The sequence below is a fragment of the Microbacterium sp. NPDC019599 genome, from assembly GCF_040632175.1.
In the GTDB taxonomy this organism is placed as follows: Bacteria; Actinomycetota; Actinomycetes; order Actinomycetales; family Microbacteriaceae; genus Microbacterium.
In genome coordinates this window covers 101,529-118,413 of record NZ_JBEYBL010000003.1, presented here as the reverse complement: position 1 = coordinate 118,413, position 16,885 = coordinate 101,529, and the positions used below count along the sequence as shown (strand labels likewise).

The following is a 16,885-nucleotide window of genomic DNA, read 5'->3' as shown; positions in this document are numbered from 1 at the left end:
TTGTTGTTTCTACAAACCTATCCGGCGAGCCCCAAAGGACAACCGGTCATCGAGCCGTGGCGTCGGCGGCCACCGGCGCTCCGACCCGCACCCACGTGGCATCTCGTGCGGAGCTGTCCTCGACGGCGGCGAGCACGCGCTGCACGGAGAGGCCCTCCTCGAACGACGGGTGCGGGTCGGTGCCCTCGGCGATCGCCGAAACCAGGTCGACGACCTGGTGGCTGAACCCGTGCTCGTAGCCGAGCATGTGCCCCGCGGGCCACCACGCGGCCACGTACGGGTGGGATGCCTCGGTCACCAGGATCCGGGTGAACCCCTGCGTCTCAGCCGGGGCGGTGCGGTCGTAGAACCACAGCGTGTTCAGGTCCTCGAGGTCGAAGCGCAGCGCGCCCTTGTCGCCGGAGACCTCGATCGACAGGTCGTTCTTGCGACCCGTCGCGAAGCGGGAGGCCTCGAACGACACGAGCGCGCCCGTGGAGAGTCGGCCGGTGAAGATCGCGATGTCGTCCACCGTGACCTCACCGAACCCCTCCGCCGCGGTGCCTGACAGGCCCGAGCCCGAGCCCTGCAGCGGGCGCTGCTTCACGATCGTGTCCACCACCCCCGACACCGCGGTCACCTCCAGGCCCGTGACGAACTGGGTCATGTCGATGATGTGCGCGCCGATGTCGCCGAGCGCCCCCGAACCGGCGTGCTCCTTCTGCAGCCGCCACGCCAGCGGCATCTCGGGGTCCACCAGCCAGTCCTGCCGGTACGCCGCGCGCACCTGCGCGATCCTGCCGACCGCCCCCTGAGCGATCAGATCGCGCAGGAACGTGACCGCCGGGACGCGCCGATACGTGAAGCCGACCATCGAGCGAACCCCCTTCGCCGCGGCGCGGGACGCGGCATCCGCCATCGCCTCCGCCTCCGCCACGGTGTTCGCGAGAGGCTTCTCGCAGAGCACGTGCTTGCCGGCCTCCAGCGCCGCGATCGCGATCTCGGCGTGCCAGTCGCCGGGCGTGACGATGTCGACGATGTCGATGTCGTCCCGCGCGATCACCTCGCGCCAGTCGGTGGCCGACTCCTGCCAGCCCCACCGGGTGGCAGCATCCGCCACCGCCTCGGCGTTGCGCCCTACGACGACGGCCATCTCGACGGCCTCGGGCAGGTCGAACACGCGCGGCGCCTGGCGCCAGCCGACGGAGTGGGCGGCACCCATGAAGCCATAGCCGATCATGGCGACGCGAAGCGTCATGCGAGCACGACCTCGCGCTGCACCGGAACGCGGTTGGTGACGTAGCGACCGGGGCCGCCATCGGCGCCCGGCATGATCTGCATGTAGAGCAGGCGCATCGTGAGCACGACCTCGACGGTGAGCTTCTCGCCTTCCTCCGGCGCGCGGCCGAGGTCGATCAGCACGTCAGGGCGGTCCGCGACGAACCAGAGGGTGTCCCACTGCTCGGGCAGTTCCTCGATGCGGTACGCGCGGCCGTTGAGGGCGAAGCGGAGGTTCTCGGTCGGGACCTCGACGCCATTGACGGATGCGGCGACCCCGTCGACGGCCGAGAGCCAAAGGCTCCGATACCAGGGCAGCTGCACCGAGACGGCGAGCCCCGTGTCGGTGCGACGGACGTCCTGGTCGGCGAAGAGCGAATTGTGCGTGGCCATGGCTGTTCCTCAGGCGTAGGTGTCGGTGAAGGTCTCGTGCGGCACCGGCGGGGCGGGCTCGAGCTTCTGCACCGTCTGCGGGCTGTACGGGTGGTTGGTGGAGGGGACCGGCTCGTCGGCCGGCGGCATGAAGACGGGCTTGCCGTCGTCGCCGAAGTACATGAGGTCGAGGTCGAACGCACCTTGGTTCTTCAGGCCGAAGCTGACCCAGTTCTCCTCGAAGGGCGCGCGGGCGAGCTCGTAGCAGCGGAACTTCCAGAACTTCCACTCGCCGTCCTGCTTGAGGAAGTCGATGGCGTACTTGCACCACACCCAGTGCGCCCAGACCTTCTTGCCGAGCACCTCCTCCGGCGAATACATGTCGGGGAACGCCTCGGCGACCTTCGGGTCGGTGAGGCCCGACTCGGTGCCGGCCATGAGCCACACGCCCTTGGCGGTCTTGCCGTCGGCGGCGACCTCGATCACGGGCGTCGTCGTGGCGTGCAGGATGAGCTTGCCCTCGGGATGCGGGCGGTCGCGGTGGTAGCGGGTCACGCTCTCCCACGTCGTGTACTGACCGGCGTTGGTGTAGCGCGCACGGATGCCCTCCGTGCCCTCCTTGACCCACAGCGGAATGATCTGCTCGTCCTCGAAGGCGTTGTGCAGGTACATGTAGCGGTTGAACAGATTCTCGACCTGTCCGCGGTCCTCGGCGCGCTGCGCGAGGGCGCGCGCCGCGGCGACCTCTTCGCGCAGGGCAGCGAGCTCCGCCTGGATTGCCGCAAGATCGGTCGCCGAGCGGGAGAGAGTGTCAGACATGCGCGGTCTCCTTGGCTGCGACGGTTTCCTCGATCGCCTTGCGCATGAGCGCGTGCTGCTTCTTCACGACGTCGATCGGGTCGACCACGCCGAGGTCGACGAAGGCGTGCCCCTCCCACTCGCTCGACAGGTACCCCTGGTAGCCGCCCACGACGAACTGCTTCACGATGCGCGGGATGTCCATCGCCGGCTCATCGCCGTTCGCGTCGATGTCGTAGAACTTCGCGTGCACGTGGAAGATCTGCGGCATGATGTCGAGCCACTCCTCCGGCGGCACGAGCCCGTGCATGTTGAACGCGAGGCGCGTGTGGGGCCCGAAGCCGACCGGGTCGACGCCCTCGCCGATCAGGTAGTCCTCGAACTTCTGGTTGCGCTCGTTCATCGGCATCGGCTCGTGCCAGATCTCGTCCATCACGGCGAAGTGCTTCGGATCCATGCCCATCAGTTCGAGCTGGGTCAGCAGCAGCGGAGACAGGCTGTGCATCGTCGACGAGAAGTCGGCAGTGAAGCCAAGACGGTCGCTCTGCAGCTCGTCGTACATCTCACGGATCTGCACGACGTGCGGGTTGTTGGGTCCCGAGGGCGCGTGGATCTCGTACCCGAGGTACTGGTCGTACTTCTCGGCGAGCGGAAGGAGGCTGCGCAGCAGCTCCTTGCCGTGCGAGCGGATGACGACCTTCTTGAAGCCGAGCGTGTGCGCGGTCTTCAGCTGGCGGGCGAGGAAGTCGTGCTCCTCGTCGGGCGTCATGTCGCGGTCCTTGCGGCGCCCCATGTCGAGGTTCGTGCCGACTGCGCTCGCCTCGAGGCCGTACTTCTCGAGGGAGTCGAACCAGAGCTTCACGAACTTCTTGTCGACGTCGGGGTACGTGCGCAGCAGCTGCGCGATGTTGAATTCGACGCCCGGCCCGATGCCCTCCTCGGCCACGGCGGCGATGAGGGTCTCGGGCGTGTAGAGGCCCGCGGCGAACTCGCTCGTCAGGGAGTACAGAGTCGTGCCGAGCTTGATGCCGGTGCCGGCGATGCCGTCGGTCATGCGGATGCTCCTTGCTTGGTAGGAAGCCAGGCGGCGAGCTGGGCCCGCGCCTCGGTCAGGTCGGTGGTCATGCGCGAGCCGGCTTCGGCGGCGGCGGAGCGCTGCACGGCCTGCTCGTCGCGGATGATGTCGAACGGGCTCTGCCAGTGGTTCCAGTGCCAGCCCTCGTACTCGCTGGAGATCGCGCCGTTGTAGCCGTTCTCGACGAGCAGTCGGATGAGGTCGCGCACGGGGACCGAGGGCTCCTCGTGGTTCTCGTCGATGCCGAAGAACTTGCCGTGCACGTGCTTGATCCACGGGAAGATCTCGAGCCAGTCGTCCACGCGCGCGGGGCCGAACAGGCCCGTGCCGTTGATCGCGAAGTCGATGCCGAGGTCGGGGCGGCCGTTCTGCGCCGCGAGCCCGATGAAGCGGCCGAAGCGCTGGCCGTGGTCGGCCTGATCGGCCGGCGGACCCTGCTCGTAGAGCTCGTTCCACAGGTCCACGACCTTGCCGAGGAGCTCCTCGGAAGCGCCGCGGCGGCGGTACGCCTCGAGCAGCGACGGCGCGAAGCCCGTGACGGTGGCGCCCCAGTCCATCGTGAACCCGAGGAAGGGCGACCCGACCTTCTCGTAGCGGTCGCGCAGCGCGAGGATGCGCGGGTGCGACGCGTACTGGTCGGCGTGCACTTCGAGCGCGAGCGTCACGCCGTACTCCTCGGCGATCGGCGCGAGCGCCTCCATCGAGTCGGGCGTGATCGAGATCTGCACGCGGGCGATCGGGAAGCCGAGCTTCGCGGCCGCCGCGATCTGCCGGCGCATGTACTCGAGCAGCTCGTCCTGCGTGAGGAGGCGGTCGCGGTGGATGCCGATGTCGGCGTTGACCGCGAGCGAGGTCGTGACCAGCCCGGTCTCTGCCACGAGGTCGCGGAACCAGCCCGCGAACGCGTCGTCGACCTGCGGGAACCCGCGGAAGCTCGAGAATCCGATGATCTCCAGCCCCGGGCCGTAGCCCTCGGCGGCGACCTTGCGGATGAGGCCCTCGAGGTCGTACTCGCGGCCGTGGAAGGCGCGCGTGAAGCTGTAGAGCGTGACGCCCTGGATGGGCGAGCCCGGTCCCTGAGCCTGTCGAAGGGCGGTCATGCCGCCACCGCCTTTCGTGCGGTCATCGTCTTGGCGTCGTGCTCCTCGATGTGGAGCACCTCCTCGGCGCCGATGACGATATAGGGGATGTACAGGACGAGGCCGACCTCGACCTTGTGCTCGACGTTGTCCTCGAGGGCGAGGTCGCCTGAGAGGACAGCCGAGTCGGTCGGGAACCACCACTCCTCTGTGTTCGGGACGAGCTCGGCGAAGGTGAAGCTGCGGCCGTTCATCTCCCAGCGGACCGACTCGGCGGGGGCTTGCTCGCCGTCGATCGTGAGGGTGGCGCCGCCGATGCAGGACGCCGGGAGCGCCCGGTACCAGGGCAGCCGCACTTCGACCGAAGCGCGGGCGCCGTCGGTCGTGAGCGTTCCCTGCTCGATGATGCGATCGGGGATCACTGTGTTCTCCTGACTACTTTGTCCTTGTTCCTACACTCTAATGTCTGTTTTCGACATAAGCAAGATGTCGTTCGCAGGTTCCGGCGTTTCGTCTCGGTCGCTTCGCTCCCTCGCTCAACGACCGGAGGTTCCGGTCGTTGAGCGAGCGAAGCGAGACGAAACGCTCGGGCGCGGCGCACACGTCAGGCTCGCTCGGCCACCGGGGCCGGATACGCAGCCAGGTCTCGGGCGATCCGGCGGGCGCCGCGAACCGCGAGCGCCACCGAGGTCAGGGTCGGGTTGCAGGCCGTCGCGGTCGGGATGACGCCGTTGCCGGCGACGAAGAGCCCCGGCACGTTCCACACCTGGCTGTCGGGGTCGCACACGGAGCGTCCGTCGTCCGCCTGGCCCATCCGCGTCGTGCCCTGGTAGTGCAGCGAGGCGCCGAGGGGCATCGTGAACGGCCGGTCGCCGATGGGCTCGCCCACGGCGTGCGCGAGTTCGACGATCTCGGCGCGGGCTCGGTCGAGCACGGCGTGATCGACCGGCGTGAGCGTGTAGTGCAGCCGCATGGCCGGCATCCCGTACGAGTCCCGCTCGTCGTCGACGAACTCGACGCGGTCCTCCCACTGGAGGTCCTTGGCGCAGAAGAGGCCGAGTCCCACGATCGATCCGGGGATGACGGGGTCGTCCTCGGCGAGCGGCACGGGCGAGGCGTCCAGCTGCATGATCTGGCCGTGGAAGGGCAGGTCGTCGGTGAAGGGCACCCAGCTGACGCCGCTCTGCTCGCTGAGCGCTCCGGATGCCGCCACCTGGTCCTCGGGCGGCGGCTCGACGTCCCGCAGTCGCGCCGCGTAGACGACCTGAGCCTGGTCGTTGAGGAACCGCCCGAGGGCCGCCGGGCGGATGCCGGACGCCCAGAGCACCTGGGGGGTCCGCAGGGCGTCGGCGGCGACGACGACGACGCGCGCGCGCACCTCGTGCTCGGCACCCGTGCGCAGGTCGCGCACGGCGACGCCGACCGCCCTGTCGTCCTCGATGAGCACCCGTACGACGAGCGACTCGTCGAAGAGCGTGAAGTTGGGGTTCTCGCGCACGACGTCGCCGAACACGACGTCGGAGCCCGACCAGACGAGTCGGCCGTCCTCGCGGCGGTGCACGGCCAGCGGCATGCGCTGCACGCGTGCGGCCCCATCGCGGCCGTCGTCGACTGCTGCCGCGAGGCGCTCGCGCACGAGCGCCGTGAACGGCGCCTGATCGAAGGCATTCGTCGTGACGCCCAGGAGTCGGTCGCCCTCGTCGAGCAGCTCGTCGAGATCGGGCAGGAACGAGATGCGCTCGCTTCCGCCCGGCCGCGGGCACGCGCCCGTCCAGTGCGCGGCCATGCCGCCCACGTTGCTGGAGAACGCCGCGACGGGCAGCCCGTCCTCGCCGGCGAGCTGGTAGCCGTCGGCGAGGAGGTAGGTTCCTGGCCGGGCGCGGCGCTCCCCCGACTTCACCGCGCCCGGCGAGTTCACGGTCGCCGAGCCCGCCCCCGGGCCCTCCGACCGCTCCTGCGCCTGCGCCCTCAGGGCAGGGTCCTCGATGTTCTTGACGTGGGCGCCCGGCGGGTTGGAGACCGTGGGACCGACCTCGAACAGCGCGATGACAGCATCCGGAGCCTCCTCGCTCAGGATGCGGGCATACGCGGCGCCCGTGGGGCCGCTGCCGACGATCGCCACGTCGACGCCCTCGGGGTAGCGGCTCATGCCGCCGCTGCCGCTTCGCGGATGAGGGCGACGGATGCTGCCGACTCGACGGTCGGGTAGTACTCGAGCCCGATCGGCCCGTCGTAGCCGGAGGCGCGCAGCACGCCGAGCGTCGCGGCCCAGTCGAGGGTCCCGGTGCCCGGCTCGCCGCGGCCCGGGGCGTCGGCGAGCTGCACGTACTTCACGATCGAGCCGGCGTTCGCAAGCTCGGCAGCCATGTCCTCGCCCTCGACGGCGGAGTGGTAGATGTCGTAGAGCACCCCGAAGTACGGCGAGTCGACGCCGCGGGCGACGTAGACGGCTTCGGCCGTGCGGTCCAGGAGCGAGCCGGGGTGGTCGACGCGGACGTTGACGGGCTCGAGCACGAGCGTGATGCCGGAGCCGTCGATCTGCGCGATCGCCTTCCGGTAGATCTCGACGAGCTTGTCGAGCTGCACCTGGCGCTTCCAGCCGCCGAAGCCCGTGCCGCTGCCGACGACGATGCGGGGGCAGCCGAGGTCCTGCGCGATCGCCACGCCCTCGTCGAGCTTGCGGTAGAACTCCGAGTGGTCCCACGGCGGGATCATGAACTGCGTGCGGGGCTCGGCGAGCTGCGCCGTCAGCTGCGTGCCGGTCTCTTCGAGCGCGGCCTTGAGTGCCGGCAGGTCCTTCGGCGTCGACGGTGCGTCCGCGCCGGTCGGCCCCCACATCTCGACGGCGTCGAAGCCCGCCGCAGCGGCGGCGCGGACGCGATCGTGGTAGTCGCCCGCCTCGGTGAAGAGCAGTTCGATGTTGGGTGCGAGCTGATACATGTGTGCCTTTCGGTCCCTGACCGCGCCTGCGCGGGTCAGAACATCGGGTGGTCGTGGACGGCATGCACGGGGACCTGCTGCAGCACGTCCCAGTGCTCGACGATCCGGCCGTCCTCGAATCGGTAGATGTCCGCGACCGCGGCGTCCGGTGCGCCGGGACGGGAGGCCTTGACGTGCACCATCGCGAGGTCGCCGTCCACGAGGATCCGCTGGATCTCGAACGTCGCGTCGGGCGAGCCGTCGAACTTGGGAGTGAGCATCTCGATCGCGGCGGCCGGGCCGTCGGCGATCGTCGGGTTGTGCTGGCGGTAGTCGTGCGAGACGAGGTGCGCGAAGGCATCCGCCACACGCTTCTGCGTGTAGAAGAGGTCGACGAACGTCTCGAACGCCGCGCGGTTGTCGGCGCTCATGGGGATCCGCTCCTTCAGCCCTTGAGGCCGCCGGAGAAGCCCTGGATGAACTTCTTCTGCGCGAACATGTAGAACAGCAGGATCGGGACCATCGAGATGATGACGACGGCGAAGATCTTGTTCCACGCCGACACGAGGCCGCCGACGTACGTGTACATCGCGACGGGGAGCGTCTGCGTCGTGGATCCGCCGAGGAAGATCAGCGAGTTGAAGAAGTCATTCCACACGATGAGGCCCGCGAGGATCGCGACGGTGCCGGTCGCGGGAGCCATGAGCGGCAGCACGACGCGGAAGAACGCCTGCGTCGGCGAGGCTCCGTCGATGACGGCGGCCTCCTCGTACTCCGTCGTGAGCCCGCGGAAGAAGCTCGCGTAGAGGAACACCGACAGCGGCAGCAGGATGCCGATCCAGAGCAGGATCATGCCGATCGCGTTGCCCGTGAGGCCCACGGTGCGCGCCCCGATGTACAGCGGGACGGTGCCCAGCTGCGCGGGCAGGATGATCGCGATCAGGACGAGGTAGAACGTCAGGTTCGTCCAGGCGCGCGTCCGCCGCGTGATGACGTAGGCTGCGACCGACCCGAAGAGGACGAGTCCCGCGATCGCGCCGGCGGTGATCAGGATGCTGTTGAAGATGCTGAGCGGGATGTTGTTGCGTCCGCCGGTCGTGAGCACCTCGATGAACGCGCCGAAGTCCAGCGAGCTCGGCGGCGCCACGGCGCTCGTCGTCAGCGCCTCCTGATCGCCCTTGAACGCGGTCGCGATGAGGAAGTAGAAGGGCAGCAGCCAGATCAGCGTGACGACCCAGATGAGCGCCTCGCGGACGGCGGTGAGCGGGGTGTAGCGGAACATGTCAGGCCCTTCCGACGGCGTCGCGGTCGCGGGTGGCGTACTGCTGGAGGATGGCGAAGACGAGGATGATGAGGGTCAGCACGAGGGCGAGCGCCGAGCCGAACCCGAACTGGCCGAGCGAGAACGCCTGCTTGTAGACCTGCGTCGCGAGGGTCTCGGTGGCGCCGGCCGGGCCGCCGCCGGTGAGCGCGAAGATCTGGTCGAAGATCCGCAGACCCTGGATGATGCCGAGCGTCGTCGCGATCGCGATCGACGGGCGGATCGCGGGCACCGTCACGTTGAGGAAGCGCTGCCAGATGTTCGCGCCGTCCAGCGCGGCCGCCTCCTCGATCTCGATCGGAACGGAGGCGAGGCCGGCGAGGTAGATGACCATGACGAAGCCGGTCTGCTGCCAGACGACGGTCACGAGGATGGCCCAGATCGACCACGTCGGGTCGGCGAGCCACACCTTCTGCAGGTCGGGCAGCCCGATGAGGGCGAAGAAGCCGTTGAGCGGGCCGTTGAACTGGAAGATGAACTTCCAGATGTAGGCGGTCGCGAGCGGGCTGAGCACGACGGGCAGGAACAGCAGAGTGCGCAGGATGTAGCGCGATTTGAGCGTGCGGTTGATCGCGAGCGCGAAGCCCAGGCCGATGACGTTCGTCACGATCACCGTCCCGAACGCGAGGAAGAGCGTGTTCCACACCGATCCCAGGAGCGTGGGGTCCTGGAAGATGCGGACGAAGTTGTCCAGGCCGATGAACTCCCAGTCGCCCAGGCCCGTCCAGTTCGTGAAGGCGAAGAACCCGCCCGTGAGCGTCGCGGCGTAGTGGACCGCGATCACGAGGATGATCGCCGGCAGCGCCCACCACCAGTGGCCGTAGCTGATCAGCGGCTTGCGTCCGCGCGGGCGCGGAGTGCGGCGTGCTTCAGGGGGCACCGTGAGGGTGCGAGTTGCGTCTCGCTCGATCGTCACTGTCATCTGCTCTCTGACCTCGTCGTCACGCGCCTCGGCTTCGGGGGCGCCTGGAGCCACTATCACACACTTGTGTCGGAAGCACACATTAGTTCTAGCGATATCGGATATAAGTGGACCGCACCTTCTGTCTGAGATGAGCGAGGGGAGGATGAGCAGGGTGACCGAGACATCGTCTCCCGCGCCCGACGAGCTGTGGCGGGTCTTCGTCGATCCGCCCGACGACGCGCGCCCGCGCGCCTGGTGGCACTGGATGGACGGCAACGTCGACGCCGCCGGCATCGTGCGCGACCTCACATGGCTGCACGGCGTCGGCGTGCGCGGGGTGCAGCTCTTCGACGGCGGGATGGGCGTGCCGCTCGTCGTGCCCGAGCCCGTGCGGCCGGGATCGGATGCGTGGCGCGAGGGCCTGGACACCGCCTCGCGGACGGCCGAGGAGCTCGGCCTCGAGCTCGCCGTCGCCACCTCGTCAGGATGGAGCGCGGCCGGCGGGCCCTGGGTCGAGCCTGCGGACGCCATGAAGAAGGTCGTGTGGTCGCAAGCGATCCTCGAGGGCCCGGGTGACCACCTGCTGCCGCCCCTGCCGTCCGTCGCCGGACTCTTCCAGGACGCCCCGCGTTGGGGAGCACCGCCTCGCGAGCCGTGGGCCGTCGACTGGCGGGTCGTGGCCTTCCCGGCTTCGGCTGACCAGGATGCGCTGCTGCCGGCGCGGGTGACCGGGTCGGCGGACCTCGCCGAGGCCTCGATTCTGTTCGACGGCTCCTTCGACACGGCCGTGGCGCTCCCGCGCGATCCCGACGCCTCCTCATCGGCGTGGATCGAGCAGGAGTTCGACGAGCCCATCACGGTGCGCTCGATCGTCGTGGGACTGCCGGGCCCGCGCGGGTTCGGCGCCGCACCGCCGCCCGAGGCCGTCCTGCAGGCCGGCGACGACGGAGTCGCCTATCGCGACATCGTGACGCTGCCGGCGACGACGGTGCCGGCGCGGACGGCATCCTTCCCGCCCGTGACGGCCCGGCGATTCCGGCTCGTGCTCTCGGGCGCGAGCGCCGCCGAGGCTCTGCCTCCCGTCGCCGACGGTGTGCGCCTGCCGCCCGTGCTGCGTCGCAGCGACGCATTTCTCGTGTCGGAGTTCGCCCTCCGCACGGCCGGGCGGGTGCATCACGCCGAGGTCAAGGCGGGGTTCGGCGTCGTCCCCGACTACTACGCCGTCGACACCGACCCGGGTGCGGGCCTTGGGATCGACGAGGTGCTCGATCTCACCGAGCTCCTCGAGGGCGACACCCTCCGATGGGACCCGCCGCCCGGACGCTGGCGCGTGCTGCGGCTCGGGGCATCCCTCACGGGCCAGACGAACGGGCCGGCCTCGCCCGACGCGACGGGCCTGGAGGTCGACAAGCTCGACGGCACGCGGGTGGCGGCGTACCTCGAGACGCACCTGGCGCGGTTCGATCCCGGCCGGTTCGATGCGCTGCTGAGCGACAGCATCGAGTCCGGCTCGCAGAACTGGACCGACGGGATCCTCGAGCGGTTCCGCGAGCTGCGCGGCTACGATCCGACGCAGTGGCTGCCCGCTCTGGCGGGCTTCGTCGTCGGCGACAGCGCGCGGACCGACCGCTTCCTCTACGACTACCGGCGCACGCTCGCCGAGCTCTTCGCGTCGCAGTACTACGGCACCCTCGCGGCGGAGGCGCACCGCCGCGGCCTGCGCTACTACGCCGAGGCGCTCGAGGACGCGCGGCCGCAGCTCGGCGACGACCTCGCGATGCGCTTGCACGCCGACGTCCCGATGGGCGCCATGTGGACGTTCGATCCCGAGTCGGGGCCGCTCCCGACCTACGTCGCCGACCTCAAGGGCGCCTCCTCGGTCGCCCACGTGCACGGCAAGGACTGGACGGGCGCCGAGGCGTTCACGAGCTTCGACCGCCCGTGGGCGTCGTCCCCGCGCAGCCTCAAACACGTCGCCGACCTCCAGCTCGCGCTCGGCGTGACCCGGTTCTGCATCCACACCTCGCCCCACCAGCCGCTCGCCGCACCGCCGCCCGGCGTCGCGCTCGCCCCGTTCCTCGGCCAAGCCTTCACGGTCAATGAGACGTGGGGGGGCATGGCGCGGCCCTGGATCGACTACCTGGCGCGATGCTCGGCCGTGCTCTCGGCGGGCGAACCCGCCGTCGACATCGCCGTCTTCGTCGGCGAGGAGGCGCCGGTGACAGGGCTCTTCGGAGACCGCTTCGACGACAGTGTGCCGACGGGGTTCGACTTCGACTACGTCGGAGTGGACGGGCTGTCGGTGCTCGGCGTCGAGCACGGGGCGTTGCGGTCCGTGGGCGCGCGATTCCGGGTGCTCTACCTCGGCGGGTCGAGCCGGCGGATGACCGTGTCGACGCTTCGGCGAGTCTCGGCACTGCTGGACGACGGGGCGACCGTCGTGGGCGTCCGGCCGGAGGGCTCGCCGTCGCTCGGTGACGATGAGGAGGAGTTCGCGGGTCTCTGCGACCAGATCTGGGCGCCCCCGCGCGCCCAGGGGCGCGTCGTGCCGACGTCGGATCTCGCGGGGGCGCTCCGCGAGCTCGGGATGCGACCCTGGCTCGAGGTCGACGGCGGGCGCGCCAGGACCATCGCGCGGATCGTCGACGGCGAGCGCATCACGTTCATCGCGAACCCCGCGGACGCCGAGGTGCGGCTGCGGGTCACGGTGCCGGGCGAGATCGGCGCGCTGAGCGCGTGGGATCCGGTCGAGGTGCGGGCGCGCGACCTCGTCGCTGTCGAACGGGCCGATGGCCGACGCTCGTTCGAGCTCGTGCTGCCGCCGTCCGGGTCGGTGTTCCTCGTGCCCGGGCTTCCGGTCGCACGCGAGGACGCGGCATCCGCCCGGTCTCTTCGCCTCGATGCACCCTGGACGCTCGAGATGCCGGAGCGCGCGCCGATCGCGCTGCCGGACGGACCCGTGCTGTGGACGGAGCTCGATGACCAGGCCCGGGGGTTCTCGGGTGTCGCGACCTACCGAACGGAGTTCGAGGCCGCCGCGCGGCCCGAGGGCGTGCGGGTGACGCTCGAACTCGGCGTCGCGCGAGACATCGCTCGTGTATCGGTGAACGGCGTCGAGTGCGGCATCGCGTGGACAGCGCCGTTCCGCGTCGACGTCACGGACGCCGTGCGTCCCGGGCGCAACACGCTCGCGGTCGAAATCGCGACACCCTGGCGCAATCGGCTGATCGCGGAGGCCCGCACTCCGTCGGGCGAGATCTTCGCGCCCATGACACAGGTGTTCGAGCCGGAGGCGACTCCCCTGCGCGCGGGCCTCGCGGGACCCGTCGGCGTGGTCGTCGAAATCAGCTCCTGACCTGCCCGAAACCGGGAATCAGCGAGGCAATTGCCGCACATAACCATCACTAATGTCAGAAACCTACATATCGTGCCAGGCTTGATGTGCGGCCCCGAGGCCGAGCCAGCATCCCGAGCTGGCGACAACGAAGTCACGAAAGGGTCGAAATGCCACAGCACACAGCCTCCCGGCAGCTCCGGTGGTCGCTTCTCGCGGCTCCCGTCGCCGGAGTCCTCATCCTCGCCGGCTGTTCCGCCGGCGGCGACGACGGCGGAAGCACCGGAGACGGTGACGGCACCGCCGCCGGCTTCAGCGTCATGGTCGCTCAGGCGAACGACCAGGACGACTTCTATGCGCAGATCCTCGAGCAGTACTCGGAGGAGACCGGCGTCGAGGTCGAGGTCATCCCCTACCCGTCCGACGCGTACAACAGTCAGGTCACCACGCAGCTGCAGGCAGGAAATGCCGCCGACGTGATGATCCTCGCACCTGGCACCGGTCAGCCGATCTCGGTCATCACCCTCGCCGAAGCCGGATTCCTCGAGCCGCTCGACGAGACGTCCGCAGGCCTCATTCCGGCCGGAAGCGAGATGGAGTTCCAGATCGACGGCGAGACCTACGCCCAGCCAACGGCCCTCACCCCGGTCGGCATGGTCTTCAATGTCACGGCCGCCGACGAAGTGGCCGTCTCGGAGTACCCGGCTACCTACGAAGACCTCCTCGACGCGTGCACGACCGCGCGCGACGGTGGCAAGACCTTCACGGTGCTTGCCGGCGGCATCCCCTTCAACACGGGCCTGTTCTCGATGCTCATCTCGGCGACACGCGTCTACGCCGAGACGCCTGACTGGAACGCACAGCGCGCCGCAGGTGACGTCACCTTCGCCGACAGCGGCTGGCGTGAGGTCCTCGAGGACATCATCGAGATGAACGAGTCGGGCTGCTTCCAGGACGGGGCTGAAGGCGGCACGTTCGACAGCATCACGCAGGGTCTCGGCGGCGGGACGTCCCTGACCGCCGCGGTCCCGGGCAGCGCCGCTGCCTCGATCAGCCAGGCCACGGGCGCGGAGCTCAACGTGCAGGCCTTCCCGCCGGCTTCCGGCCAGGAGGCGTTCACCGTCACCGGCGCGAACTACGCGTGGGGGATCAACGCCTCGTCGGACGACGACGTCAAGGCGTCTGCGCAGGCCTTCCTCGACTGGGTCGCCGAGCCCGACAACGCGCAGGCCTACGCCGAGCTCTCCGGCAGCGTGCCGATCACGGGCATCGATCCTGAGACGCTGCTTCCGCAGTACGCCCCGATCGGCGACCTGCTGTCGAGCGGCTCCTACGCGGGACTGCCCAACGCGACGTGGCCCAACCCGGCCGTGTACGACGCACTCGGCATCGGCGTCCAGGGCCTGCTGACCGGCCAGAAGACGGTCGACCAGGTGCTCGCCGACATGGACGCGGCCTGGGACAGCTGATCCGCGGACTCTCGGGGGAGAGCGCCGCCCGGGGCTTCGGCCCCGGGCGGCATTCCCTTCGGGGTCCGGCTATTGGAGGACCGAATGGACCAGAGCCCGCGCGTGCAGCGCCTGCTCGCCGAGATGACGCCCGCCGAGAAGCTCGGGCAGCTGCAGATCGTCTTCCGCCCGAAGCTCGCGGATGCCGCGCAGCTCGTCCGCGACGGCGTCGGGTCGATCTTCTGGCCGCGCTCGGCATCCGCCGTCAATGAGCTGCAGCGCGTGGCCGTCGAGGAGACGCGGCTCGGCATACCGGTCCTCGTGGGACTCGACGTGATCCACGGGCAGCGCACGATCGCACCCGTGCCACTGGCCCAGGCCGCGAGCTTCGATCCGGCGCTCGTGGAGGAGCTCGCGGCGCTGGCGGCGGCCGAGGCCCGGTCCGGCGGAGTCACGTGGACCTTCTCCCCCATGGTCGACGTGTCACGCGACCCGCGCTGGGGTCGCGTCGTCGAGGGCTTCGGCGAGGACGTCCACCTCACAGCGGTCATGGGCCGCGCCATGGTGCGCGGGTACCAGGGCCTCGACCTCGCCTCTCCCGGCTCGATCGCCGCGACCGCGAAGCACTTCGTCGCGTACGGTCAGCCCGAGGGCGGCCGCGACTACAACACGGTCGACGTCTCGGAGCACCGCCTCCGCAACGTCTACCTCGAACCCTTCCGCGCCGTCGTCGACGAGGGCGCCGCGTCGGTCATGGCGGCGTTCAACACCGTCGCGGGCGTGCCGATGCACGCCAATCGCCGCCTGCTCACGGGCGTCCTCAAGGACGAGTGGGGCTTCGACGGCGTCGTCGTCGGCGATGCCGACGGCGTGCGCAACCTCCTCCCCCACGGCGTCGCCGAGGACCTCGCGGATGCTGTCGCGCAGGCCTTCGACGCCGGCCTCGACCTCGAGATGGGCGGCGCTCCCGCCGAGCTCGACCCCGCCGGGCTCGAGCGGATCGACCCGACACGCATCGACGGCGCCGTCACGCGGGTCCTCGCGCTCAAGGAGGCGCTCGGCCTCTTCGACTCCCCGTACGTCGCGGCGGACGCGGAGCTGACCGAGCCGGCGGAGGCCGCGCGGGATCTCGTGCGGCGCGCCGCCGCTCGCTCGTCGGTGCTGCTGAAGAACGACGGGATGCTGCCCCTCGCCGCGACGGGCCGCGTGCTGCTGACCGGTCCCTACGCCGAGTCGACGGATCACCTGGGCGCCTGGACCCAGTCCTTCGGTGCGCCCGCGGAAAGCATCGCGGGCGAGTTCCGCGCGCGCGGGATCGACGTCCGCGTCGCGCCGGGCGTCGGGTTCCTCGACGACGACACCTCGGGGATCGCCGCCGCCGTCGAGGCCGCCCGTGCGAGCGACGTCGTCATCGTGCTCGCGGGCGAGTCCAGTGCGATCTCGGGCGAGGCCGCTTCGCGCAGCGACCTGCGGCTGCCCGGGCGGCAGGAGGAGCTCATCCGGGCGATCGCCGGGAGCGGCATCCCGTTCGTCGTCGTCCTCGAGACGGGGCGGCCGCTCGTCGTGGCCGACTGGATCGAGCTCACGCCGACCGTCCTGGTCGCATGGCACGGCGGCACCGAGGCGGCCGCCGCCATCGTCGACGTCCTGCTGGGCGACGCCGATCCTGCGGGCCGGCTGCCGATGTCGTGGCCGCGGTCGGTGGGCCAGATCCCGATCCACTACGCACACGAGAACACCGGTCGCCCGGCTGCGACCGGCGGATCGCTGTCGACGGAGTCCGCCGACATCGGCCTGCACGGACCCGCGAACGTGCAGGAGAAGTACACGTCGAAGTACCTCGACCTCGACCTCGGGCCTCAGTTCGCCTTCGGCCATGGCTCGGGCTATGCGAGCTTCGCGCACGGGAAGCCGACGCTGTCGGCGGACGAGCTCTCGCCTGCCGACCTCGACGCGGGTGTCTCGCTCTCGGTCGACGTGACGAACACGTCGGCGCGGCGCGGCGACGAGGTCGTGCAGGTCTACCTCGAGGACGTCGTCGCGAGCGTCGCCCCGCCCGTGCGCCGTCTCGTCGCGTTCGAACGCCGCAGTCTCGAGCCGGGCGACACCGCGGTGTTCTCGTTCACGATCGGCCGCGACGAGCTCGGCTTCTGGACGGATGCCGGGTTCGTCGTCGAACCCGGGCTGTTCCGCCTCCATGTCGGACCGACTCTCGCCGCGACGCAGGCGGTCGAGCTCCGCGTCGTCTGACCTGAAACGAGGAGATGTCACAAAACGAGGACCGGAAGGCGGCATCCGCTCCTCGTTTCCGTACATCTCCTCGGTTTCGCCCACCCCACGGCAACGACCCTCCTCGCCGAGCCCGCGAGCTTCCCGGT

At 69.9% G+C, this 16,885-nt stretch carries 14 protein-coding genes; 3 read left to right on the top strand and 11 right to left on the bottom strand.

Going from position 1 to position 16,885, the window contains the following annotated elements:
• Nucleotides 1-46: 46 nt before the first annotated feature.
• The 11 genes from ABZ477_RS07295 to ABZ477_RS07245 all read right to left on the bottom strand — a co-directional run bounded on the left by ABZ477_RS07295 (nucleotide 47) and on the right by ABZ477_RS07245 (nucleotide 9,743).
• Nucleotides 47-1,237 carry a Gfo/Idh/MocA family oxidoreductase gene (locus ABZ477_RS07295; protein ID WP_360130169.1) on the bottom strand — a complete coding sequence of 397 codons (1,191 nt, stop codon included), beginning with the start codon at nucleotides 1,235-1,237 and terminating at the stop codon, nucleotides 47-49.
• The gene (locus ABZ477_RS07290; RefSeq protein ID WP_360130166.1) at nucleotides 1,234-1,650 is read right to left on the bottom strand and encodes a DUF6379 domain-containing protein; all 417 of its coding nucleotides are present in this window, start codon (nucleotides 1,648-1,650) and stop codon (nucleotides 1,234-1,236) included. The genes ABZ477_RS07295 and ABZ477_RS07290 overlap by 4 nt, the downstream gene beginning before the upstream one ends.
• A gap of 9 nt (nucleotides 1,651-1,659) precedes the next feature.
• Nucleotides 1,660-2,448 carry a nuclear transport factor 2 family protein gene (locus ABZ477_RS07285; RefSeq protein ID WP_360130163.1) on the bottom strand — a complete coding sequence of 263 codons (789 nt, stop codon included), beginning with the start codon at nucleotides 2,446-2,448 and terminating at the stop codon, nucleotides 1,660-1,662.
• Complete coding sequence (locus tag ABZ477_RS07280; protein ID WP_360130160.1) at nucleotides 2,441-3,481, bottom strand: sugar phosphate isomerase; 1,041 nt, start codon at nucleotides 3,479-3,481, stop codon at nucleotides 2,441-2,443. The genes ABZ477_RS07285 and ABZ477_RS07280 overlap by 8 nt, the downstream gene beginning before the upstream one ends.
• The gene (locus ABZ477_RS07275; protein WP_360130157.1) at nucleotides 3,478-4,602 is read right to left on the bottom strand and encodes a sugar phosphate isomerase/epimerase; all 1,125 of its coding nucleotides are present in this window, start codon (nucleotides 4,600-4,602) and stop codon (nucleotides 3,478-3,480) included. The genes ABZ477_RS07280 and ABZ477_RS07275 overlap by 4 nt, the downstream gene beginning before the upstream one ends.
• Complete coding sequence (locus ABZ477_RS07270) at nucleotides 4,599-5,003, bottom strand: DUF6379 domain-containing protein (protein WP_360130154.1); 405 nt, start codon at nucleotides 5,001-5,003, stop codon at nucleotides 4,599-4,601. The genes ABZ477_RS07275 and ABZ477_RS07270 overlap by 4 nt, the downstream gene beginning before the upstream one ends.
• 182 nt (nucleotides 5,004-5,185) lie before the next feature.
• On the bottom strand, nucleotides 5,186-6,730 hold the full coding sequence (locus ABZ477_RS07265; RefSeq protein ID WP_360130151.1) for a GMC family oxidoreductase: 1,545 nt from the start codon (nucleotides 6,728-6,730) through the stop codon (nucleotides 5,186-5,188).
• Nucleotides 6,727-7,521, bottom strand: a complete 795-nt coding sequence (locus tag ABZ477_RS07260) for a TIM barrel protein (RefSeq protein ID WP_360130148.1) — start codon at nucleotides 7,519-7,521, stop codon at nucleotides 6,727-6,729. The genes ABZ477_RS07265 and ABZ477_RS07260 overlap by 4 nt, the downstream gene beginning before the upstream one ends.
• 35 nt (nucleotides 7,522-7,556) lie before the next feature.
• Nucleotides 7,557-7,931: a nuclear transport factor 2 family protein gene (locus ABZ477_RS07255; protein WP_360130145.1), complete on the bottom strand. Its 375-nt coding sequence runs from the start codon at nucleotides 7,929-7,931 to the stop codon at nucleotides 7,557-7,559.
• A 14-nt stretch (nucleotides 7,932-7,945) separates the two neighbouring features.
• A complete protein-coding gene (locus tag ABZ477_RS07250) occupies nucleotides 7,946-8,782 on the bottom strand; it encodes a carbohydrate ABC transporter permease (RefSeq protein ID WP_360130142.1) in 837 nt (278 codons plus the stop codon).
• Nucleotide 8,783: 1 nt separating this feature from the next.
• On the bottom strand, nucleotides 8,784-9,743 hold the full coding sequence (locus ABZ477_RS07245; RefSeq protein WP_360130139.1) for a sugar ABC transporter permease: 960 nt from the start codon (nucleotides 9,741-9,743) through the stop codon (nucleotides 8,784-8,786).
• 154 nt (nucleotides 9,744-9,897) lie between these two features.
• Here ABZ477_RS07245 and ABZ477_RS07240 point away from each other — a divergent pair, with 154 nt between their 5' ends.
• From ABZ477_RS07240 to ABZ477_RS07230, 3 genes are all read left to right on the top strand, one after another.
• Nucleotides 9,898-13,080 carry a glycosyl hydrolase gene (locus ABZ477_RS07240; RefSeq protein WP_360130136.1) on the top strand — a complete coding sequence of 1,061 codons (3,183 nt, stop codon included), beginning with the start codon at nucleotides 9,898-9,900 and terminating at the stop codon, nucleotides 13,078-13,080.
• 149 nt (nucleotides 13,081-13,229) lie between these two features.
• Nucleotides 13,230-14,528, top strand: a complete 1,299-nt coding sequence (locus ABZ477_RS07235) for an extracellular solute-binding protein (RefSeq protein ID WP_360130133.1) — start codon at nucleotides 13,230-13,232, stop codon at nucleotides 14,526-14,528.
• 84 nt (nucleotides 14,529-14,612) lie between these two features.
• Nucleotides 14,613-16,757 carry a glycoside hydrolase family 3 N-terminal domain-containing protein gene (locus ABZ477_RS07230; RefSeq protein WP_360130130.1) on the top strand — a complete coding sequence of 715 codons (2,145 nt, stop codon included), beginning with the start codon at nucleotides 14,613-14,615 and terminating at the stop codon, nucleotides 16,755-16,757.
• The last annotated feature ends 128 nt before the right edge of the window (nucleotides 16,758-16,885 follow it).

Excerpts from the sequence above, each read along its gene's own strand:
- ABZ477_RS07295 (WP_360130169.1), bottom strand. The coding sequence starts at position 1,237 with ATGACGCTTCGCGTCGCCATGATCGGCTATGGCTTCATGGGTGCCGCC.
- ABZ477_RS07290 (WP_360130166.1), bottom strand. The coding sequence starts at position 1,650 with ATGGCCACGCACAATTCGCTCTTCGCCGACCAGGACGTCCGTCGCACC.
- ABZ477_RS07285 (WP_360130163.1), bottom strand. The coding sequence starts at position 2,448 with ATGTCTGACACTCTCTCCCGCTCGGCGACCGATCTTGCGGCAATCCAG.
- ABZ477_RS07280 (WP_360130160.1), bottom strand. The coding sequence starts at position 3,481 with ATGACCGACGGCATCGCCGGCACCGGCATCAAGCTCGGCACGACTCTG.
- ABZ477_RS07275 (WP_360130157.1), bottom strand. The coding sequence starts at position 4,602 with ATGACCGCCCTTCGACAGGCTCAGGGACCGGGCTCGCCCATCCAGGGC.
- ABZ477_RS07265 (WP_360130151.1), bottom strand. The coding sequence starts at position 6,730 with ATGAGCCGCTACCCCGAGGGCGTCGACGTGGCGATCGTCGGCAGCGGC.
- ABZ477_RS07260 (WP_360130148.1), bottom strand. The coding sequence starts at position 7,521 with ATGTATCAGCTCGCACCCAACATCGAACTGCTCTTCACCGAGGCGGGC.
- ABZ477_RS07255 (WP_360130145.1), bottom strand. The coding sequence starts at position 7,931 with ATGAGCGCCGACAACCGCGCGGCGTTCGAGACGTTCGTCGACCTCTTC.
- ABZ477_RS07250 (WP_360130142.1), bottom strand. The coding sequence starts at position 8,782 with ATGTTCCGCTACACCCCGCTCACCGCCGTCCGCGAGGCGCTCATCTGG.
- ABZ477_RS07245 (WP_360130139.1), bottom strand. The coding sequence starts at position 9,743 with ATGACAGTGACGATCGAGCGAGACGCAACTCGCACCCTCACGGTGCCC.
- ABZ477_RS07235 (WP_360130133.1), top strand. The coding sequence starts at position 13,230 with ATGCCACAGCACACAGCCTCCCGGCAGCTCCGGTGGTCGCTTCTCGCG.
- ABZ477_RS07230 (WP_360130130.1), top strand. The coding sequence starts at position 14,613 with ATGGACCAGAGCCCGCGCGTGCAGCGCCTGCTCGCCGAGATGACGCCC.